The organism is Bacillus ectoiniformans (assembly GCF_016908875.1).
Taxonomy (GTDB): Bacteria; Bacillota; Bacilli; order Bacillales; family Domibacillaceae; genus Bacillus_BX; species Bacillus_BX ectoiniformans.
Map to the genome: position 1 here is coordinate 507,672 of NZ_JAFBES010000001.1, position 21,356 is coordinate 529,027.

Consider the following 21,356-nt stretch of genomic DNA (forward strand, 5'->3'; position numbering starts at 1 on the left):
CTTAGATGACAACTCTTTTTAGAGAATCTTTTCCCTGTGAGCTTTAGTCATTCCATCTCCCCATCATTACCGTGTCATAGTATTTTCCATCTGATAACCGCTTATCTTGCTTTAAGATACCTTCTACTTCAAAACCATATTTTTTATAAAGCTTGATCGCTTGATCATTTGTCTCCAATACACTCAATGTTATTTTCTTAATGTTATTCACGTCTGCCCATTGAATCGATTCTATTAAAAGATTGGTTCCCACCCGATATCCCCAATATTCTTTTAACACACAGATGCCAAATTCCACTTTATGTGAAAACCTTTTCAGGTCACTTCCTTCACACCTTGAGAAACCGATAACTCTCCCATTCACTTCAGCAACTAAAAATAGATTCTTCCTACTTTCTGAATCCACTTGTATGATCTGTTTAAAGCCTGCCTCATCTATGTATGCTTCACCTTGTTCCCGATCTAGATTTTCCGTTTCGCCATCGATCTGAAGCCTTACTTCAGATAAGCTTTTCGCATCCTCTTCTCTTGCAGATCTAATAGTGTAGTTCAATTGATTAACTTTATATGTCTTTCGTTGGACGATCAATACTTCTTCCCCCAATCATCTAGTTTAACGGCAAATTGCTTACATTATACGATAAAAAAAGAATGCCGCAATTAGCATTCTCGTCACACGTTACTTTAGATTTAAATAGGATAGAGTCTTTTCGACAGCAGCTTCTCCCTGATCAATACAATCTGGCAGGCCAAGACCTTCAAACGAGCTTCCTGCAATAAACAGGCCCGGTGCCTGTGCAAGCAGCTGTTTATTGATTTCTGCTAATCTATCTTTATGTCCTACCGTGTATTGAGGCATCGCTTCTTTCCAGCGGCTGACAATTGTAAAATCTGGAGCAGAAGTAACCTTCATTGTTTTGTTTAAGTCGTCTAATACAATGCGCTCAATCTCTGCATCTGATAAATCCACCACTGCTTCATCGCCGGCTCGTCCTACATAACAGCGCAGCAAGACTTTTCCCTCCGGCGTTGTGTGCGGCCATTTTTTATGCGTCCATGTACAAGCTGTAATCGTATAATCACTGTTTCTTGATACGACAAAGCCAGTTCCGTCTTTGACATTTTTAATAGCCTCTGCCGGAAAAGCCATCGCGACGGTTGCAACAGAAGTGGACGGAATTTCTTTTAAAATATCAAACATCCGGTATTGCGGCATAATCGACGGCAGGACAAAGTGCGGAACCGTGGACACCACACTGTCAGCCAGCAGCTGCTGTCCGCTGTTTAATGACAGTTGATATTGGCTGTCTTCCGTTTTCTCTACAGACTCCACTCGGACTCCCTTCATGACAGACCCGGGTGTCAGCTTGTCTTCAATAGCATCAACGAATGTCTCTAAGCCATCTTTGAACGTCATAAAGATTCCTTTTTTCTTAGCTCCTTTAACTTGCTTCGGAGCTGGCGTGCTTTTCTTCATCCCGAGTACAAGACTGCGGTATTTCTGTTCCACCTGGTAAAACTGAGGAAACGTGGACATTAAACTCATTTGATCGATATCCCCTGCATAAATGCCTGACAATAAAGGCTCAATTAAGTTTTCTACGACTTCATCTCCGAGTCTTCTTCTGAAAAATTGACCTAGTGACTGGTCATTTTTAGGATCAGATTTAGGCATCACAAAGTCGCCTGCCGCTCTCAATTTACCAGGAACGGAAAAGAGTCCTGTCGTAACGAAAGGAGCTAACTGTGTTGGAATGCCCATCACAGAGCCCCCAGGCATCGGATGAAGCTTACCATTCACTAAAACATAAGAGGTTCCTGTTGCATTATTCACCAATTGATCTGAAAGTCCAACCTCTTTAGCCAGGCGTACGGCACTTGCTTTTCTCTCAAGAAAAGAATCCGGTCCTCTTTCGATAACAAAACCGTCTTTCTTCACCGTTTGTATTTTCCCGCCAAGACGATGAGTGGCCTCAATCAAAGTGACTTCAAGAGGTAACTGATGTTCCTTCGCTGCTTTTTGTAAATAATAAGCAGTGGATAGTCCTGTTATTCCCCCGCCAATGACAACAATCTTCTTCGTTTTTTCCAACACAGTAACATCGCCTTCTTTTTATAGTTTGTCTTTCGCTTTTAAGTGATCTAAGACTACATTACCCATGGCTTCAATAAAAGCTGGCTGTGCATTCGGCATTTCAGGACGATAATATCCTGCGCCTATTTCGTCTGTGACGACTTTACACTCATAGTCATTATCATATAGCACTTCTAAGTGGTCGGCTACAAAACCTGCTGGGATATAGACAAATGCTTTGTATCCTTTTGTTTCGAATAAATCTCTTGTTAAATCTTGTACGTCCGGGCCAATCCAAGGTTCAGGCGTGTTTCCTGCACTCTGCCAGCCGACTTCGTACTCCTTGACTCCTGCAGCTTCTGCAATCATCTTCGCTGTTTCTTCTAGCTGCTTCGGATATGGATCACCCATTGCGATGATTTTCTCCGGCAAGCTGTGAGCGGAGACAATCAGCACATAATCCTCGCGCTCTTCCTCTGACATAGACGCGATTGTCTGTTTCAGCTGGTCTGCCCAATACTCGATGAACTTCGGCTCTTGATACCAGCTTTCAATTGATGTAATGGAAGGTCCGCCGATTTTCTCTGATTCCTCGATCGCTCGTCCATTATAAGACTTCACGCTGAATGTCGAAAAGTGAGGAGCTAATACGATGGACACCGCTTCTTCGATGCCATCATCTTTCATTTGCTGAACCGCATCTTCAACAAAAGGTTCGATATGCTTTAGGCCAAGGTACATCTTAAACTCCACTTGATCCTGCACACGATTTAAATGCTCTTCTAATTTCTTCGCCTGTTCAAGAGTAATCGCAGCAAGCGGAGAAATGCCGCCAATCGCTTCATAGCGGCTTCTTAAATCTTCTATCATCTCATCAGATGGTTTTCGCCCATGGCGGATATGTGTGTAATAACGTTCTAGATCTTCCTCTTTATATGGCGTGCCGTAAGCCATTACCAGTAAACCCATTTTTCTTTTTGTCATGTCTCTCACCTCATCAATAAATAGAAATCTTGTTCTATTTTGACACGTATGCTGTCAACTTTCCAAAATGAAGGTTCTTATTTAAGTTTTTCCGCACTGTATTCATGGACTAATGTCGTCAAACGCTTTAGCACATCTGGACTCACTTCTGGGAAGACCCCATGACCCAGGTTGAAAATATGTCCAGGCTGTTTCACACCTTGATCAATAATCGCCTTCGTGCGTTCTTCAATCACTTCCCATGGAGCAAGCAGAATGGCAGGATCAAGGTTGCCTTGAACTGTTTTAGTAATACCCATTGAACGCGCTTGTTCAATTGGCAAGCGCCAGTCTAGTCCTACCACATCAAGAGATAGGTCATGCCACTCCATGGCCAAGTGGCTCGCACCCACACCGAACATGATTAATGGAACATTTTCCGTCTTCAGCTCATTAAAAATGCGCTCCATAACCGGCTTAATAAAGACGCGGTAATCGGCTACATTTAATGCACCTACCCAAGAATCAAAGATTTGAATCGCACGAGCGCCTGCTTTAATTTGTGAACGAACATAGGTAATCGTCATATCAGCCAGCTTGTCCATTAAAGCAAACCAAGCTTTAGGCTCCGCGTACATAAATGCTTTTGTTTTATTATAATTTTTTGAAGGTCCACCTTCGATCATATAGCTCGCTAATGTGAAAGGTGCTCCTGCGAAACCGATTAATGGCACATTCAATTGTTCTTCTGTTAGTATCCGGATCGTTTCTAATACATAAGGCACGTCACTTTCAGGATCGATTTCCCCAAGTTTTTCAACATCTGCCATCGAGCGAATTGGGTTATCAATTACTGGACCGATTCCTGATTTAATATCGACCTGAACACCGATCGATGGAAGCGGTGACATAATATCTTTATAAAGAATGGCCGCATCTACATCGTATTGCTCAACGGGAAGTCTAGTGACATAGGCACAGATTTCCGGCTGATGTGTAATTTCAAATAGAGAATATTTCTCTTTCAGTTTGCGGTATTCCGGCTGCGACCTTCCTGCTTGGCGCATATACCATACAGGAGTATAGTCCGTTTTCTCTCCTCTTGCTGCTTTTAAGAATGTTTCATTAATCTGTCTCATATTCGTTCTTTGTCCACCTTTCATTCTTCGAAGTCACTATCTTTCATTATATCTAATCCCTCATTAGAATGAAATGAGGAAAGTCGGTCTTTTTATACGTTTAAACTATAGTATTTTTAAGAATAAAAGTATAGCTGACATCCTTAAATGTCATAAATTCGCCAAGAACAGAATGAATGGCCTAAGTGACTCTATAAGATCCCAGGACAGCGAAAGTGTTTAAACGTGTAAATGAAGGTGTAAAGTATATACTAATAGAAGTAACTATATATTCTAAAAAACTAGGGGTGAATTGGATGAATGTTTTCATCACATCAGGTACATATGATTTTTTAAAAACAATTAAAGCAAAGCATGCAAATGAAACAATGATTTTAATGGAGAATGCAGAAGGAGCCGTTCTGCTGCATGAAACAAGTGCTTCGACTGTCTTTGAGTCGCCTCGAAAATTTGAAGTGATTGATTCATCAGGAGAGCTTGCTGAACATGGCCATGTTGTCTTTAACAATATACCTGTTACCGAGGAAGGACGGCCGATTTTTGAATACCGCTTTAAAAACCGTGCGCGTGCCATTGAAGATGTAGATGGGTTTCAAGCCATTCGTGTGCTGCGTCCGTTAAATGCAGATACGTATATTATTTTAACCCAGTGGAAAGATGAAGCCGCATTTAAAGGCTGGCAAAATTCCAAAGCTTACGATAAAGCTCATCAAAAACGCGGCACAGAAGATGGCATTGATAATCAGCCGAAAATTTTCTCAAGTCCTTCCTATGTCTCGTCCTATAACGTGCCAGAAGAAGATTAATAACATAATAAAAAAGCGGCCTGACGAGGTGGTCAGCCGCTTTTTCTATGTTAGATGAAAAGAATGATTATCTTCACTAACTCACGAACATCGTTTCTTTCACGTGCACATATATACAACAACTAGGCTCTTATTCGTGCCAGTTGATGTGCCGGGCTCCATTTTTCTAGCACCGCAACGGTAAGAAAAAAGATCGCCGCCCCTAAACTAAATCCCGCAAGAACATCTGAAAGATAGTGCGCCCGTTCAGCGACCCGGCTGAAGCCTGCAAGTCCTGCAAGGACAATTGCTGCTGCATAACCGATTCTTTGGGTGATGTCGCGATTAGAAAATGACAGGAGAAAGTAGCAAATCAGCAAGTAAACAATGAGGCCAAGCATCGCATGTCCGCTCACGAAGCTTAATCCATCTTCCCCGTGATTAAATGGAGGCCGCTCACGCCCTACTGCTTCCTTCAGCCATTTATTTAATACATTGCCGCCAGCCACCGAAGTCAAAACAGCCATGACACCATAGATATGACGTTTCCAAGTGAGAAGAACGACCAAGATTATACTGATCGTTCCTAGAACTATTTCAGAACCGAGAAATGAAAACTCTTTTAAGCCAGTAAAAGCTTCAAACACGCTAAACGCGCGGTTATCCATCCATGCAAATACATTCATCTCAACTCCTGCAAACAAGAGAAGAAACACAGCAAAACATATCGCTGAAGCTTTAAACAACATAATTGATTCCTCTCTTTCACAAACGCTGTTCGAGCTTTTTCAACCGTGGAGGAGCATACATTTTCACAAATAATAGAGCTAACAATAAGCCTGCTCCCAATACAATCACTCCTTGCAGCAAGGAATGGCTGATGGCCGAAGCGATGCCAAAAATCACTGCTTGTATGACCAGCACTTGAAGAATCAGATTCAGCAATGCGGCCCTTTTTTGCTCGGCCGGCAGCGGATAGAGCTTGAGCCAGATTTTCGTTTGATGGCGGCGAATCATTGGCATCAGCTGGAACCCTGTTAAATAAATGAACAGCAAAGCAATGATGACCTGCAAAATGGGCTGATCACTGAAATAAATAATCAGTCCGGCAATCACCGTCAATCTCACGAATAATCCGAAGTATTCATTCATGCGTACGAATGTTCTTTTCAGTAAATAGGAGAAAGAGTGTGTCTGATCAAAGGTCATCTTTCCAATTAAGGCATCCATCCATTGACGTCGTTTCACTTCCCCGCGCAAATGAGGAACATCTGTAAACATATTCGCCAGCCGATAAAAGGCTGCCATCCGCTTTTCTTCTAAATCAACAAGCGTTTCCCACTTGTAACTTTTATGCTGAACCGCTTTATTAAAGTAAACGAAATAAAGCATCATTACTGCCGCCACGATTAAAGCAAATATGTCTGAAGCCCCTGAAACGATAAAATAGAGCAATAGCGTATTTAAGGCGAACCGGACACCCATATCTATATAATGACTTTGTCGCTCTTGCAATTTTAAAAGGAGAAACCGGACAGACAAATTCCATAATTTCAACCCCGCAAGTATAAGCAGCCATAAGAAAAAGGATTGAAACCCTCCGCCTTTCACTTGAACATACATAGGCATGAATACGGCGAGGAGAAGAATCAGCACATAGCTTTGGGAGATAAAGCTCGTTAGAATAGCGTTTTGGAAATACCCTTTCATTTTTCCCTCAAGCGGCAGTAAAAATACAGTGTCTGCCCGTTTCAAAAAGGTATAAACCGGACTCCAGGCAAGAACTGCTCCTAGTACAGCCGCCATAATGAGCGGCGCGGGAAAAGCGGGATCCAGTGTTTTCACCCAGTCACTGTAATAATACAAGCCTGCACCCATGCCGAACACTAATACAAACAGCAGATGATCATTTAACATGTATTTCAAATATTTGCGAAGTTCATTGTAATAAGTATCTAATCTTTGTTTCCATAACTCCTGAATCGTATTCATTGTTCCTCTTCCTTTGTCAGCTGGATATAAATATCATCGAGTGACGCACCTGGCATGGAAAACTGTGTCTGCAGATCAGATATCGTACCTTTCGCCCGAATTTCTCCATTATGCAGTATGATAAAGGAATCGCAATATTTTTCAGCAGTGGCTAGAATATGCGTAGACATCAATATTCCCGCTCCACTGTCCCGCATCTGCTTCATCCAGTCAAGCAATGACTGAATCCCGAGCGGATCAAGGCCGACAAATGGCTCATCGATGATATACAGGGATGGCTCTGTTAAAAAGGCGCTCATAATCATGACTTTCTGCTTCATCCCTTTAGAGAAGTGAGCAGGAAACCAGTTCATTTTTTTATCAAGGCGAAATTCCTTTAACAGCGGCTGAATCCGTTCATTATATTGCTGCTCACTTAACCCGTACGCCATTGCGGTTAAACGCATATGCTCTTCGAGAGTTAACTCTTCATATAAAATCGGCGTTTCAGGTATATAGGAAAACTGCTTTCGATATTGTTCAGGATCTTTCTCTAAAGACAGGCCATTAATCTCTACTTGCCCCGCTTTCGGTTCCATCAACCCGATAATATGTTTGATCGTGGTGCTTTTTCCCGCTCCATTCAGTCCAATTAAACCGACGATCTGCTTCGGCTCAATGCCAAAAGAAATCTCTTTTAAAACTGGCTTTCGCGTATAACCGCCAACAAGTCCTTCTACTTTTAATAAAGACATAACTACCGCTCCTTCGGATACATTCATTACCGCTATTTTAGCAAATTCTAGACAGAAACACTCGTTTTTAAAGTACTGGTTATTTTTCTCCCTATACTGCTTGTCTATTTCAACGCTTCTCTTTTTATGATAAAATTTTGACAATTACATATAAAGGGAGATGAAAGATTTGGGAGATTGTATTTTTTGCAAGATCATTAATGGCGACATTCCATCAGCTAAAGTGTACGAAGACGAATATGTGTATGCCTTTCTAGACATCAGCCAAGTAACGAAAGGACACACGCTGGTCATTCCAAAAGTACATAAAGAGAATATCTTTGAATTGCCGTCGGATCTTGCCAGTCATCTGTTTAAAGCGGTTCCTGAGATTGCGAATGCGATCAAAAAGGCTTTCAATCCAGCAGGCTTAAATATTTTAAATAATAACGGAGCTGTGGCTGGGCAAACGGTCTTCCATTATCATGTTCATTTGCTTCCGCGTTATGGTGAAGAAGATGCTTTTCACCCAGCTTTTGAAACAACGGAAAGCCCTTATTCTCAGGAAGAATTTCAACAAATCGCTGAGTCGATTAAAAATCAATTATAGTAACCGCTCCCTGATTCGAGGGAGTTTTTTTATTATTCGGATAAATAATACTTTGTTCTCATGTCTTTTTTATGATATACTACGTTTAACTTTTCGCTGGCGGCAATAGTGCACGTCAGGAGAAGCTTAGCCGAGATTAGATGAGAAGAGGAGAGTTGAGAAATGAATACGAAATCACTTGTCAGCCTGTCCCTATTAGTGGGAATGGGCGCTGTATTGCACACTGTTATGCCTGGATTATTTTTAGGAATGAAGCCAGACATGATGCTTCTAATGATGTTTTTAGGCATTTTACTATTTCCAAGCGCAAAGAACGTGCTTCTAGTAGGAATGGTGACTGGGGTTATTTCCGGATTGACGACAACGTTTCCTGGAGGATTAATTCCGAACTTAATTGATAAGCCTATTACCGCTTTTGTTTTTTATGGCATGATCCTGCTTTTAGCTAAATACACACATAATGCAGGTTCAAAGGCTTTACTGACTGCAGTCGGAACTTTGATCTCAGGTGGAGTATTCCTTACTTCTGCCCAGCTGCTTGTAGGATTGCCTGGACCATTTACTGCTTTATTTGCCACAGTCGTGCTTCCTGCTGCTGTGATTAATACAATTGCGATGCTCGTCATCTATCCAATTGTGCAATCTATTTTCAAACGATCCCGCCTGGCGGAACAAACCACATAAATCGAAAAGAACCCGAGATTGGGTTCTTTTTTTTACATATATGAAAGCAAGACCGCCAAGACTAAGATAATCCCTCCGGAAATCCCAAGAACTTTCGCCCGTTTTTTCAGTATATGTTTAGACATCGACATGCCTGGCTGTAAAATCGCACGAACTTGATTGACCATTCCGATTAGCAGAATAAAGCTGAGCGCAAATAAACCAAAGATGACTCCTTCCATGACTGTTCCCCCTTTTTACTAAGTGAAGTTTGTATACCTGTATTTATGGGAAATATATTGACAATTGGTTATGTTACATACTATGCATGAGGGCGACCCCAATGAACCTGTCCCATTAAGGAAAAAAGGAATTTCGCTCTGTGCAGAGAATTGTATAGAGAGGTGATGGAATGATGGATAAGAAAGCGATGATGATTGGCATGGCCGTAGGAACAGCAGCTGGAGCCGCCATGACTCTATTAAATACTCCCATCTCGGGTAAGGAAGCCCGTCAAAAAGTAAAGGATGCACAGGCGAGTATGAAAGCATCCGCCAATGAAATTAAGAATGATCTGCAAGAGATCCAACAGTCAGTGACTCATTTGACTGAAGTGAGCAAAGAACAATTTAGTGATGTATCTACAGGGTTGAAAACAAGTGCTGCGTTATGGAAGGAAAGCATTGTGCCGAATAAACAAGCGCTTCAAAAAGAAATTTCAGCCCTTCAAACAACCGTTCACGATATGCAAGAAACCCTGCCTTCCCCACCAAAAACCGGAGAGCCTAAATAGGCTTTTCGGTTTTTTTGAAAATTTGGTTAATTTATATCTTTATTATTTTTTATTTTATTGGCATAATGATGATAACTATATTAATAATTTTCTGTTAATAGGAGTGAAAGACATTATATAAAGAAGGTGAATTTATGACAAATCATCATTATTCCATGAAAGAAGCACTTATTTTCAGTCAGCGTATGGCCCAGTTAAGCAAAGCATTGTGGAAAGCAGTAGAAAAAGATTGGCAGCAATGGATCAAGCCTTATGATTTAAACATTAATGAACACCACATTTTATGGATTGCTTATCATCTAAAAGGCGCTTCGATTTCTGATGTTGCCAAATTTGGTGTCATGCACGTTTCAACCGCGTTCAATTTCTCGAAAAAACTGGAGGAAAGAGGCTATTTAAAGTTCTCGAAGAAAGAAGCCGATAAGCGAAATACATATGTCGAGATCACTGCAGAAGGCGAAACGCTGCTTCTCGACTTAATGGAAAGCTATGATCCGGACAAAAACTCTGTGTTCCAGGGAACGGCTCCTTTGAGAGAACTGTTTGGCAGATTTCCAGATTTAGTAGAAATCATGGCCATCGTCAAAAACATTTACGGTGATGATTTCATGGATATTTTCGAAAAATCTATTCACAATATTGATGAGGATTTCTATGAAGAAGATGGAAAGCTAACAAAAGCCGACCTGCCAAAAATACAAACGAGTTAAGAACTAACCTTAAAGCTTTCACACTCTTAAATGCCAAGCTTTCTCCTTCCTTAAGCCTTGACTATACACAAGAGACAAGCTTGGCTCTTTAATCAGAAAAACAATGTGTTCGCACCGCTCATTCAACCCTGGCGCCTGTTGGATGAATGAGCATTCACACCCCTGTTCCCCATTCCCCTTTTCATCCCTTTTATTTTCAGTAAATTTCGATAATCCTGCATATAAAAGATTAACAAAACTTTATTAAAAATGGTGTTGATTTTTCCCATCAAACATCGTAAATTAGGAAAGCAATATTTTTAATTTACAACTGATGGGAGGGTATATCCGATGAAGTGCTGGCGTTCATTCGATTTTGAAAAACGATATGGATTTAATAAAATTATCATCTTTTCATTGCTTATCGCGATGATGACTTTTTCTTTCACATTTGCATTGATGCAATCGGTATACTCTGAAGCATTGTATGCCCAGCATTTTTCATGGTTTTTAATTGGGATGATCCTAATTTACCCATTGCATAAATTCCTGCATACATTACCGATTCTTAAATATATACCAAAAATGTCCTGCAAGTATCAGATGAAATACTTCTGTTTGCCGGTTATTTCGATCAATATAAAAGATCCACTGCCTAAAAAACGCTTTATGATCAGCTTAGTCTTTCCGTTCGTCGTACTGACGCCATTACTGTTTATGGGCGCTAGTCTTAACCCGCATTACCTGCACTATTTCCTAATGCTGACTGCCTATCACACAGGGATTTGCGCAATAGACTTTCTCTATTTGAAAGCACTAACCGCCTCCCCTAAATACGCAGTAATCGAAGAAAACGACGAAGGATATGAAATCCTTGTACCGCAATAACGAAAAGCCAATCACGCTGTTCAGGAGCGACTGGCAAATAGGCAGCCCCCAAAAAGGCGCTCTTTGCCTTTATGGGGGCTGATCTTTTGACCCGAGCTCCTAGCGTGATTGGCTAGACACCACGAAAAGCAAAAGCCGTTTGTCCAGGTGTGAAGGGCAAATAGGCTTCTGCCCTCAAGCCGCTTTTTGCCTTTAGGGCAGAAGATCTTTTGACCCAAGCACCTAACGGCTTTTGCTAGACAATAACGAAAAGCAAAACGGGCTCGCCCAGGAGCGACTGGCAAATAGGCAACCAACCAAAAGGCGCTCTTTGCCCTTAGGTTGGTTGATCTTTTGACCCGAGCTCCTAACGTTGTGGCCTCCCCTTCTATCCATAAACGAAAAACAGTCTGAACTGCCATGTTTATTGCAGATTCAGACTGTTTTTCTATCTTTTCAGCTGATTTTTTGGTATCTTAATTACATATGATTAAAAGGGGAGGGGGAACAAATTGATCTCCGTGATTATCGTATTCATCATATTCTCCGGGCTTATTCTTTATAATATTAACCGAATGACGAATACACTTTGCATTCAAAAAGAAATCCCCGAAGAACGTCAACCTAAAGTGTTCCGCATCATAAATATTCTAATTACGATCTTACTTGTATCATCGTACGTAGAAATACTTTTCACGTGAATCGAGTCTTGGCGCAGAGCCAGGCTCGTTTTCACATATAAAAGTGTAATTTTTGGCGGATGAAATGAAGTGTGTTATAGTATGTTTTGTGGAAAAAAACTGGTGCCGCTTGTAAGCAAGCCGCCTATTAATTAGGGAGTTGTTGAAATGAAGAAACGTATGTTATCTCTTTCTTTAGCAGCAGGCGTACTTGGCCTTGCCGGCTGTGGAAATGGCGGAGAAAGCGATGTTGTTGCTACATCTAAAGCTGGTGATGTAACAAAGACAGAACTTTATGATGCGATGAAAGAAAAATATTCACCGCAAATGGAGCAGGCACTTCAAGAAATTATGTACAAAAAAGTGCTTTCCGAAAAATATGAAGTGACAGACGAAGAACTAAACAAAGAACTTAAGAAAGCAAAGGAACAGCTTGGCGATCAATACAAGACGTTCCTTGCACAATATAACTTAGATGAAGAAGGCTTTAAGGAGTTCTTAAAACTTGAGCTTCTGCGCGAAAAAGCAGCTACAGCTGATATTAAAGTCTCTGACAAAGAAGTAAAAGAATACTACGAGAAGTGGCAGGCGCCAATTAAAGTTCGTCACATCCTTGTAGAAGATGAAAAGAAAGCCAAAGAAGTGCAAGACAAATTGGCTAAAGGCGGTAAATTTGAAGAATTAGCGAAAGAATACTCTTCAGATCCGGGCTCTGCTCAAAACGGCGGCGACTTGGGATGGATCGACAACCAAAGCAGACAACAGTTTGTTCCTGAGTTTACAGAAGCGTTGAACACGTTAGAAGTAAATAAAATCAGCGAGCCAATTAAATCTGAATTTGGTTACCACATCATCGAAATCACGGATCAGAAGAAAAAAGAATCCTTTGATAAAATGAAGGGTGAACTGAAAGAAGAACTTAAGAAGTCTAAAGCTGATCCTCAAGCCGTTCAAAAGAAATTAGACAAAGAATTAAAAGCGGCTGATGTGAAAATTGAGGATAAAGCATTGAAAGGTGCGTTCGAACAAGACGAACCTCAAGCTCCAGAAGCACCTCCTGAGGCTGCACCTGAAGCTCAACCTGAAGCTGAACCGGCTCCTGCCGAAGAAGCTAAATAATTAGCGGTCTTAATCTGTTCTAAAAAGAACACTAAATGTGATACTCTTAATAAAAAGCCCAGGATTACTCCGTATATGGAGTGATCCTGGGCTTTTCTTATAGCTAAATAAGCCATTAGACGATGTTATTTTTGTCCTATCGGCGGCTATCGGTATTCTAACGGCGGATTTCAAGATTCTATCGGCGGCTTCTCTCATTCTAACGGCGGTTAGCGGCATTCTATCGGCGATTCATTTTGTGACTTAAGAAACTCCGCGAAAAGCGAGCACGCTGCAGTCAAGTCAGCCGCCTCCGTAATACTGTTTCGTGACTCTGTTCTTTGCAGAGTCACTTTTTTGTTTATCAGTCACCCTCAATTAAAATAAAAACTGCCCCATGCAATGCAAAGAACGTTACACAGAACAGTTAGCTACAATATATTAATGATTAATTTCGTATTCTTCCAAGGTGTTGTTTCTTTCTTCCCTTTCCTTGGCCAGCCTTTGCATATAGATATCTCCTTCTTGTTCTATATACTCCTGTTCGGCCCTTCTTTCGGCACTTGAAGTCTTTACCGTCATAAATGCGCTGAAAAATATCCCTGCTACTACAAAGTACATCCAAATTGGAAATGTCATTTACTGTTTCTCCTTTCGATTGCCGCATTTGTTATAACTTATTCAGGAACAGAAAAAAACATGCCTTCAAAAAGAAGACATGCTGTAAAAATTAAAAAGTTGGTTTGTAGAATGAGCGATTATCTAATGCGAATACACGCTCAGAGAATTCACCTGGTTTCGTGCGGTCTAACGCCCGGTCAAGCATATTCATCTTGGCATCTAAGTTATCAATGTAATGGAGAATCTCCGCCTCTTTAATCATAGGCGGTTTTGGACTTCCCCACTCTGCCTTTCCATGATGTGATAACACGAGGTGCTGAAGAATCATAATTTCTTCCCCAGCGATTTCGAGCTCTTCTGCCGCTTTACCGATTTCATTCACCATGATCGTGATATGCCCAAGTAAATTTCCCTCCACCGTATATGTAGTGGATACTGGTCCAGACAGTTCAATTACTTTACCTAGATCGTGCAGAATCACACCTGAGTACAATAAGTCCCGATCAAGTGAAGGGTAAAGATCCGCAATGGACTTCGCCAATTTCAGCATGGAAACCACATGATAAGCGAGTCCTGATACGAACTCATGATGATTCTTCGTTGCGGCAGGATATTCCAGAAATTCTTGATGATATTTTTTAAGCAGAAACCTAGTGATTCGCTGAATGGACGGATTTTTCATCTCAAAAATAAATTGAGTAATCAGTTCGGTCATGTCTTCCTGTTCCATTGGAGCGGTTTCAATAAAGTCGCTTATTTTCATCCCATCCTGTGGAGTGGCCGGACGGATTTGACGGATTTTCAGCTGCATGCGTCCGCGGTAGTTTTGAATCTCGCCAGTTACTTTCACAATCGTTTGTGGCTGGTACTGCTTTTCTGTTTCTTCTTTTGCATCCCAAAGCTTCGCTTCAATCTCACCGCTTTGATCTTGAAGCATAAGCGTTAAATAAGGGTTGCCATTTACTGCAATGCTTCTCGTAGCTGTTTTAATTAAGAGAAAACATTCAACGCTTTGACCTGCTTCAATATGTGTAATCCCTTGAGACATGGTTTTCCCCCCTTAGGCTAATGTCCAAATTATATCATATGAATGTTTTATTTTTAAAATGACCAAGCCACACTATTGTTCAGTTCCATTTACTCAGATGCCTGTTCAGGCTGCCGGGCATTCCAAATGGCCGTAAGTACAAATCCAACAAGCATAACAGCTGCTCCGAACAAATACGGCAAATGAATATTCCATTCAAATAATATGCCTGCTAAAATCGGACCAGCCACATTGCCAAGACTTAAAACGGAGTTGTTTAAGCCCATAATATACCCCTGTTTAGTTCCGGCATGTTTTGATATCAGTGAGTTCACAGAAGGACGCAGCAATGAATTGCCGATAAAAAAAAGGCCAGTTGTCAGCAGCACAAATATAAAGCTGCCTGCTAATGTCATCACTACAAACCCTCCGGCACTGATTAGAAGCGAGATGAGAACCGTTCTTCTGTCGCCAAATTTTTTCGTCATCTTCCCTACTCCATAGCCTTGAACAACAATTCCAATGATACCAATAATAAGCATAATCAGTCCTACGTCACGAGGTCCATATCCGTAGCGTTCCCATGAGTAGTAACTGAAAATCGACTGAAAGTTCGCCAATCCAAAGCTAAGCAAGAAAACGAGCAGCAGCAGAAATCCAACTGGGCTTCTTAAAGTTTGTTTCAGTAAATCCGTTCTATTAATAAGCGGCTCATTTTCTTTCTCTTTGGCATCCATTTCTCTTTGTTCTTTCGAGTACGATTCCGGTAAAACTATGACGGATACGGCAGCTGCGATCAGGGCAGCAATTCCGGCAAATATAAATGGATAAGATAAATCATATTCTGCGAGCCAGCCGCCAATACCCGGACCAATAACGATCCCAAGTCCCATAGCTGCCCCTAAAATCCCCATTCCTTTTCCCCTGTTTTCCGCCTCTGTTACATCCGATACATAAGCCATGGCAGTTGGCATTAAAGCAGAACCAAATGTGCCGGCAAGTATACGCGCAGCAAAGAGCATCCACACACCCGCTGCAAAAGCAAACATAAATTCAGCTATCGCAAAGCCAATCAGACCGATTGTTATTAATGGCTTCCGCCCAATTTTATCAGACAACCTTCCCCAAACAGGTGCAAATATAAACTGCATAAAAGAATAGACCGCAATCAAAGCGCCAAGAGTTTTGGGCCCCGCCCCGTATTCTTCTACGTAAAACGGCAAAATGGGAATAACAAGACCAATCCCAATCATGATGATAAATAAGTTAAAACTCAATAAAAATAAAGGGCCTTTATTTTGCTGGAAGCCCTTCTGTTGTTTTTCCATTTCCAAAATCCTCTCGTATTTCAATAGCCATGCTATTATTTTACCGAATTGTGAACAATTGTGAAAGAAATAAATAACCCCCTTTCAAAGTATAGGAACTTTAAAAAGAGGGGGCTAGATGACATTATTTTTCGTTCTTTGATAATTGCAGGGCTTTCTTTATATCCTTTAAGGAGTTGGACTTCCCATACATTAAGACTCCGCCTTTATACACTCTTGCTCCAATGAGGGCGAACCCGATGATAGAAGCGGCTAATATCGCTATCCCTAAACTGATCTCAATAATTGAGATGTCTAGCATCCCTATCCTCACAAACATAATCATCGGAGTAAAAAAAGGCACGTATGAAGTAAATGTAATGACCGAAGACTCCGGATTCCCTAAACCAAACATGGAAATAAAGAATCCGATCATCACAAGAAAAGTTAACGGCATCATCATTTGCTGAACATCTTCTAAGCGGCTGACAAGCGAACCGAGCAGAGCAGCAATTGTGGCATATAAAAAATAGCCGAGAATAAAGAAAATAACCGCATACACAATCATAGAAGGAGCTACATTTGTCAGGCCAAATGCCGTCAATAAACTATCTTCTGACTTTCCTGAATTAGCTAGATAGGCGACACTGAGCCAGACTGTCATTTGAGTCATTCCCAAAAGGCCGATCCCTAAGATTTTTGCGAACATTTGCTTCACTGGGGACACACTTGAAATCAAGATCTCCATGACTCTAGATGATTTCTCAATGGCTACTTCAGCTGCAATCATATTCGAATACGTGATAACCGAAATATAAATAAAGAATAAAAGGACGTATACCAGTGCCTGGGCTTGCATAATTTCTTCTTCCGATTTAGCATTCTTCGCAAGAGCAATTTTCTGAAAATCAACTGGAGTATTCCAAAGAGCGATTTGCTCGGGGGTTAAATTAAACTGTTTGGCTGCTTCAGCTGTTTTGATATTTTGCAGCGCTAACTGCAGATCGGCTACAAGTCTGCTATTAGCTACCGTGTCTGCCTTATAAGTTCCTGCAGGCAATTCTTCCTCTGTCTGATTTAACAATAAATACCCATTAAACTCTCCTTCTTCGACAGCATCTTTCAAGTCATTTTCTGACTGATCTGTTTTTACTATTTCAACACCCTTATCAATTACTGCCATCTGCTGTTTTAGCGGATCATATAATATTCCGCTTTCATCAATGACGGCAATTTTCGTTTTTTCCTCTTCTTTATCAAACATGGAAATGACTTGTTCAAAATTGGCCATTAATAGAATAGAAAGTGAAACGATGATCGTTGTTAACAAGAAGACCTTTGTTTTAAATTTATTTATGTATGCCTGGCTCAGCATAATCCAAAAACTATTCATAGGAAGCACCCGCCTTTTCAATAAAAATATCATTTAAAGAAGGTTCTTCAAGTTCGAACTTCTTCACGAATCCTTTGCCTTGCAAGCTTGAAAAAATGGATTGAGCTGTTTTTTCCTCAGCTACTTGCAGAGTGATTCCTTCAGCCGTTTTTTTCGCTTTTAATACACCCTGCATTTCCGCTAAATAGCTGACATCAAAATCGGCTTGCACGGAAACATTCTTTTTCCCAAAAGAACGCTTAATATCCCGAAGCTTTCCATGTACAACTGGCTTCCCATGATGCATGATGCATAGATGTTCACATAGCTCTTCCACATGCTCCATACGATGACTGGAAAACACGATCGTCGTCCCATTATTTTTTAAGTCCAGCACAGCTTCCTTAAGCAATTCTACATTTACAGGATCAAGTCCGCTGAAAGGTTCATCCAAGATTAATAATTGAGGATTGTGGACAACTGATGTGATGAATTGGATCTTCTGCTGATTTCCTTTAGATAGTTCCTCTACCTTTTTATTCGCGTAATCAGGCACATTGAAGCGTTCTAGCCAATGATCTGTCTGTCTGGCAGCCTCCAACTTATCCATTCCGCGCAGACGGGCTAAATACACAATTTGTTCCTTCACCTTCATTTTAGGATATAAGCCTCTCTCTTCTGGCAAATAACCAATTAATGAACTAGCAGAATAGTTAACTGGCTTGCCTTGCCACTCAATCGTTCCTTCTGTTGGCTGCAATAAGCCTAAAACCATTCGGAATGTAGTCGTTTTCCCAGCTCCATTTGCCCCTAAAAACCCAAACATTTCTTTTTCCGGTATAGCAAGTGATAGTTGATTCACAGCTGTAAATTCATTAAAATTCTTTGTGACGTGATCTAACTTGAGCAATTCCCGTCACTCCTTCCCCATATTTTTTCAATAACTATGCAAGAAAACACACTTTTATCATTTATTTTATTAATAAAATAAATAAATACCCATTTTTTCCATACGTTTCATCTATTAAAATAGTTTCATTTATATAAAAATTTCTAATAGAATATTATTTATAAAATTCTAAAATTTGTGTAAAATAATGATAGAGACGAATGATTGAGGAGGAGTAGTAGATGAACTATAAACTGACTGTTTTTGAAAAAAGCGGAGAGAAATTGCTAGACGAAACATTCCAAGCTAGAAATGATGAGGAAGCAAAAGAAAGAGGCGCGCAACTTCTTCACCAGCATGCTTTTGAAGATTATACGTACCGTTGCACTTCCCCTGCAGGAAAATTATTATTGTTTCATGTTTAATTACGTAAAATAGAGGATGAATTCACAGACTGGCCTGATTAGCTATTTATCCAATAGTCTGATCTGAATGCACAGTTCTATGAATTATCCTCATTTTTTATTAACGGCCCTTAAAATCTGGCTTTCTTTTTTCTAAAAATGCTTTTACGCCTTCTTGATGATCTTCTGTTCCTCTCATGCGCAGCTGTCCATTCTTTTCAAGCTCGAGCGTTTTAATTAACGTTTGACGATTCATTTCCGCCAGAATTTTCTTCGTTTTGATCATTGCTTGAAGAGGCTTTGCCCGGTATTTCTCCAGAAGCTTGTCTACTTCTTGATCAAGCGTGCCAGATGGAGCACTGGTGTCAATAATTCCGGCTTCGACCGCTTCTTGGCCATTCATAACTTTTCCATCCCAAATAATTTGCTTGGCTTTACTTTCACCCACTCGGCGCTCTAGCATAAAATGCCCTCCGCCGTCAGGGATCAATCCAATACCAATAAAATTCATTGCTAATTTTGCTTCTTCATCCGCTATGACATAGTCGGCTGCAAGCGCCAAACTCAGACCAAGACCGGCAGCTGCTCCATGAATGGAAGCAATCGTCACTTTCGGCATATTATATAATGTCATCACTAATTCGTTAATTGTATCCATAATAGAAAAGAATTGTTTCTCATCCCAGCCGCTGAGCATTTCTTTAATGTCGCCGCCAGAAGAAAAAGCCCCGCCCTCTCCTTTTAAGACGACAATGTTCACATCGTCATTCACACAAATGTCCTTTAAGCAGTTCAAAAACTCTTTCATCATTGTTTCGTTTAATGCATTCATTGATTTTGGGCGATTAAAACGTATTTGCGCAACGGCACCTTCTACATCCAATTTGATCGTCTCATAATTAATTTTGGTTTCCATTCAATCCCCTCCTACTTTAAGAATACAAAAGATGAAGGCGCATTCATAGATATTTTTTTAAAAATTTTGATAACTTTTCCCATAAAAAAGCCTGACTCAAAATGTAAAGTCAGGTTAAAAAAATTGATTTTAAAATAATTGATTGAGGATATCAATTTTCTTATTCGTGTATTCTACAAAGCGATCATTATACGATTTCGGATCTTTCGGATTAGCGAAGTGTTCAATCTTGCCCGTCTTAGGGTCAATAAATTTACTTGCAGCGCCGCAGCCAATTCCAATGATTGTTTGCACTTCTTCCATGATCATAATATTATAAATGCTTTCTTGACCAGGCATCGAGTAGCCCACATTCTCGAGGTTTCCTAGAATATTCTTCTGGCGGTATAAGTAATAAGGAACATACGCATGTTTGGCCGTCCATCTTTCAGCCATTTCCATCATTTGTTCAACTTCTGTTCGACCGGCCACTTTGTATTTTTCTTTATTTAATGTCATTTCAGATGCACGTTTAAATGACAGAGTATGAACGGTTAAAGATTCAGGCATCAGCTTCTCGGTTTCGATTAAAGAATGCTCAAATTCTTTTGTTCCTTCCCCCGGAAGACCAATTATTAAATCCATATTGATATTATTCATACCCATGGCACGGGCTAAATGATATTTCTCAATCGTTTCTTCAACTGTATGATGACGACCAATCGCTTTTAATGTTTCCTGCGTATAAGATTGTGGATTGATGCTGATCCGGTCAATATTCCATTTTTTTAGCACCTCTAATTTTTGAGGTGTAATGGTATCTGGACGGCCTGCTTCGACCGTAATTTCACGGATGTTCGACACATCTGGGAACACATCGTACATACGCTCATATAATTCATCCATTTCTTCTGCAGTGATAGCTGTTGGTGTACCTCCACCGTAATAAACTGTTGTAATCTTTACGTTTTTCTCTTTTAGCCATTTCCCGATCTCTTCCATTTCATAATGAAGTCCGCTTAAGAAAGATGACACCTTTCCCAGCTTTCCTTGAATGGCAAACGCCGGAAACGTGCAATACGCACATTTAGTCGGACAGAAAGGAATGCCGATATAGATGCTTACTTCTTTTTGCAGGTCATACAAGTCAGGAACCATCGTGAGCTGACGATCGACAATCCGCTGCATGAGATCAATTTTTTCATCAGTAATTAAATAATTTTTGCGCAGATTTTTGCGTGTTTCTTCTGCAGACTTACCTAATTTATTTTGGTTGTGGAGCAGTTTTGTAGGGCGGATCCCAGTTAATATCCCCCACTTTTGCACAATCCCTGTATAATTCTGGAGAACCTGCAAATAAGCATGAGAGACCGCATTCTTCACCTGCTTAAAATATTCTTTATCATTCTCTGCTGCTGTCACTTCTTTGGTGTAAGTATACGTATATGCCTTTTTCGTATCCTTCTCCGTTAAAGTGGCTTCAACAGATATCTTGTCTTCTTCTTTTATGGCAAAAGCAACGACAATCGGACTGTCCGTTTCTTTTTCCAAAGAAATTTGGCATTCCTCAAAAAACAAATTGGCGATCAGTCGAAGCGGCCGCTCAAAACGTTCATCCTGCAAACCTTTAATATCTATTAACAACTCGAATCACCTTTCTAAAATAAACTCCCCTAAGCATACTCAAACAAAGGGAGAATGGTCAAGCCATGAAAAGCAAAACGGGCTCGCCCAGGAGCGACTGGCAAATAGGCAAATAACCAAAAGGCGTTTTG

The 21,356-nt window shown here is 40.6% G+C and carries 24 protein-coding genes; 9 read left to right on the top strand and 15 right to left on the bottom strand.

The features are described from left to right. Positions 1-43: 43 nt before the first annotated feature. From JOC78_RS02590 to hemE, 4 genes are all read right to left on the bottom strand, one after another. Positions 44-589 (bottom strand): GNAT family N-acetyltransferase, encoded by a 546-nt coding sequence (locus JOC78_RS02590; protein ID WP_204552716.1) that lies wholly within the window; start codon positions 587-589, stop codon positions 44-46. Positions 590-679: 90 nt separating this feature from the next. Further along, the gene (hemY, locus tag JOC78_RS02595) at positions 680-2,095 is read right to left on the bottom strand and encodes a protoporphyrinogen oxidase (RefSeq protein WP_204552718.1); all 1,416 of its coding nucleotides are present in this window, start codon (positions 2,093-2,095) and stop codon (positions 680-682) included. 18 nt (positions 2,096-2,113) lie between these two features. Then, complete coding sequence (hemH, locus tag JOC78_RS02600; RefSeq protein WP_204552720.1) at positions 2,114-3,058, bottom strand: ferrochelatase; 945 nt, start codon at positions 3,056-3,058, stop codon at positions 2,114-2,116. 77 nt (positions 3,059-3,135) lie between these two features. Continuing rightward, the gene (gene hemE / locus JOC78_RS02605; RefSeq protein WP_204552721.1) at positions 3,136-4,176 is read right to left on the bottom strand and encodes a uroporphyrinogen decarboxylase; all 1,041 of its coding nucleotides are present in this window, start codon (positions 4,174-4,176) and stop codon (positions 3,136-3,138) included. Between the two features lie 296 nt (positions 4,177-4,472). On the opposite strand from hemE, the gene JOC78_RS02610 reads away from it, so the two are divergent. Continuing rightward, on the top strand, positions 4,473-4,982 hold the full coding sequence (locus JOC78_RS02610) for an antibiotic biosynthesis monooxygenase family protein (protein ID WP_204552723.1): 510 nt from the start codon (positions 4,473-4,475) through the stop codon (positions 4,980-4,982). A 122-nt stretch (positions 4,983-5,104) separates the two neighbouring features. On the opposite strand, the gene JOC78_RS02615 is transcribed toward JOC78_RS02610, so the two are convergent. Genes JOC78_RS02615 through JOC78_RS02625 form a run of 3 tightly spaced genes read right to left on the bottom strand, consistent with a single transcriptional unit; the run spans position 5,105 to position 7,687 of the window. Further along, positions 5,105-5,710: a phosphatase PAP2 family protein gene (locus JOC78_RS02615; protein ID WP_204552725.1), complete on the bottom strand. Its 606-nt coding sequence runs from the start codon at positions 5,708-5,710 to the stop codon at positions 5,105-5,107. 16 nt (positions 5,711-5,726) lie between these two features. Next, a complete protein-coding gene (locus JOC78_RS02620) occupies positions 5,727-6,953 on the bottom strand; it encodes an ABC transporter permease (RefSeq protein WP_204552726.1) in 1,227 nt (408 codons plus the stop codon). Further along, positions 6,950-7,687: an ABC transporter ATP-binding protein gene (locus JOC78_RS02625; protein ID WP_204552728.1), complete on the bottom strand. Its 738-nt coding sequence runs from the start codon at positions 7,685-7,687 to the stop codon at positions 6,950-6,952. The genes JOC78_RS02620 and JOC78_RS02625 overlap by 4 nt, the downstream gene beginning before the upstream one ends. Before the next feature lie 169 nt (positions 7,688-7,856). Between JOC78_RS02625 and JOC78_RS02630 the strand changes: the two genes are divergently transcribed. Continuing rightward, positions 7,857-8,276, top strand: coding sequence for an HIT family protein (locus tag JOC78_RS02630; RefSeq protein ID WP_204552730.1), 420 nt, complete (start codon positions 7,857-7,859; stop codon positions 8,274-8,276). A gap of 162 nt (positions 8,277-8,438) precedes the next feature. Then, positions 8,439-8,960 carry a tryptophan transporter gene (locus JOC78_RS02635; RefSeq protein ID WP_204552732.1) on the top strand — a complete coding sequence of 174 codons (522 nt, stop codon included), beginning with the start codon at positions 8,439-8,441 and terminating at the stop codon, positions 8,958-8,960. A 32-nt stretch (positions 8,961-8,992) separates the two neighbouring features. Here the strand turns inward: JOC78_RS02635 and yhzF are convergent, their stop codons facing one another. Further along, positions 8,993-9,181: a membrane protein YhzF gene (gene yhzF / locus JOC78_RS02640; RefSeq protein ID WP_204552734.1), complete on the bottom strand. Its 189-nt coding sequence runs from the start codon at positions 9,179-9,181 to the stop codon at positions 8,993-8,995. Positions 9,182-9,351: 170 nt separating this feature from the next. Between yhzF and JOC78_RS02645 the strand changes: the two genes are divergently transcribed. The 5 genes from JOC78_RS02645 (at position 9,352) to JOC78_RS02660 (ending at position 13,087) form a co-directional block, all read left to right on the top strand. After that, entirely contained in the window at positions 9,352-9,732 is a 381-nt protein-coding gene (locus JOC78_RS02645) for a YtxH domain-containing protein (protein ID WP_204552736.1), read from the top strand. Positions 9,733-9,866: 134 nt separating this feature from the next. Beyond that, on the top strand, positions 9,867-10,442 hold the full coding sequence (locus tag JOC78_RS02650) for an HTH-type transcriptional regulator Hpr (RefSeq protein WP_204552738.1): 576 nt from the start codon (positions 9,867-9,869) through the stop codon (positions 10,440-10,442). A gap of 330 nt (positions 10,443-10,772) precedes the next feature. After that, entirely contained in the window at positions 10,773-11,309 is a 537-nt protein-coding gene (locus JOC78_RS02655; RefSeq protein WP_204552740.1) for a DUF3267 domain-containing protein, read from the top strand. Positions 11,310-11,809: 500 nt separating this feature from the next. Beyond that, positions 11,810-11,989 carry a hypothetical protein gene (locus JOC78_RS17415; RefSeq protein WP_338023161.1) on the top strand — a complete coding sequence of 60 codons (180 nt, stop codon included), beginning with the start codon at positions 11,810-11,812 and terminating at the stop codon, positions 11,987-11,989. Between the two features lie 147 nt (positions 11,990-12,136). Continuing rightward, positions 12,137-13,087: a peptidylprolyl isomerase gene (locus JOC78_RS02660; RefSeq protein ID WP_204552742.1), complete on the top strand. Its 951-nt coding sequence runs from the start codon at positions 12,137-12,139 to the stop codon at positions 13,085-13,087. 420 nt (positions 13,088-13,507) lie between these two features. On the opposite strand, the gene JOC78_RS02665 is transcribed toward JOC78_RS02660, so the two are convergent. The 5 genes from JOC78_RS02665 to JOC78_RS02685 form a co-directional block, all read right to left on the bottom strand. Further along, positions 13,508-13,705, bottom strand: a complete 198-nt coding sequence (locus JOC78_RS02665) for a sporulation YhaL family protein (RefSeq protein WP_204552744.1) — start codon at positions 13,703-13,705, stop codon at positions 13,508-13,510. A 91-nt stretch (positions 13,706-13,796) separates the two neighbouring features. Further along, entirely contained in the window at positions 13,797-14,735 is a 939-nt protein-coding gene (yhaM, locus tag JOC78_RS02670; RefSeq protein WP_204552746.1) for a 3'-5' exoribonuclease YhaM, read from the bottom strand. A gap of 89 nt (positions 14,736-14,824) precedes the next feature. Beyond that, positions 14,825-16,042 carry an MFS transporter gene (locus tag JOC78_RS02675; protein ID WP_204552748.1) on the bottom strand — a complete coding sequence of 406 codons (1,218 nt, stop codon included), beginning with the start codon at positions 16,040-16,042 and terminating at the stop codon, positions 14,825-14,827. 124 nt (positions 16,043-16,166) lie between these two features. Beyond that, on the bottom strand, positions 16,167-17,414 hold the full coding sequence (locus JOC78_RS02680; RefSeq protein WP_204552750.1) for an ABC transporter permease: 1,248 nt from the start codon (positions 17,412-17,414) through the stop codon (positions 16,167-16,169). Then, positions 17,407-18,303: an ABC transporter ATP-binding protein gene (locus JOC78_RS02685; protein ID WP_239586935.1), complete on the bottom strand. Its 897-nt coding sequence runs from the start codon at positions 18,301-18,303 to the stop codon at positions 17,407-17,409. Before JOC78_RS02685 ends, JOC78_RS02680 begins: the two co-directional genes overlap by 8 nt. 221 nt (positions 18,304-18,524) lie before the next feature. Between JOC78_RS02685 and JOC78_RS02690 the strand changes: the two genes are divergently transcribed. Beyond that, on the top strand, positions 18,525-18,707 hold the full coding sequence (locus tag JOC78_RS02690; protein ID WP_204552752.1) for a YhzD family protein: 183 nt from the start codon (positions 18,525-18,527) through the stop codon (positions 18,705-18,707). Positions 18,708-18,807: 100 nt separating this feature from the next. Here JOC78_RS02690 and JOC78_RS02695 read toward each other — a convergent pair whose 3' ends face one another. Together JOC78_RS02695 and JOC78_RS02700 are read right to left on the bottom strand one after the other, a co-directional pair. Next, positions 18,808-19,602, bottom strand: coding sequence for an enoyl-CoA hydratase (locus tag JOC78_RS02695; protein WP_204552754.1), 795 nt, complete (start codon positions 19,600-19,602; stop codon positions 18,808-18,810). Between the two features lie 129 nt (positions 19,603-19,731). Beyond that, on the bottom strand, positions 19,732-21,225 hold the full coding sequence (locus JOC78_RS02700) for a coproporphyrinogen III oxidase (protein WP_204552756.1): 1,494 nt from the start codon (positions 21,223-21,225) through the stop codon (positions 19,732-19,734). Positions 21,226-21,356 lie beyond the last annotated feature (131 nt).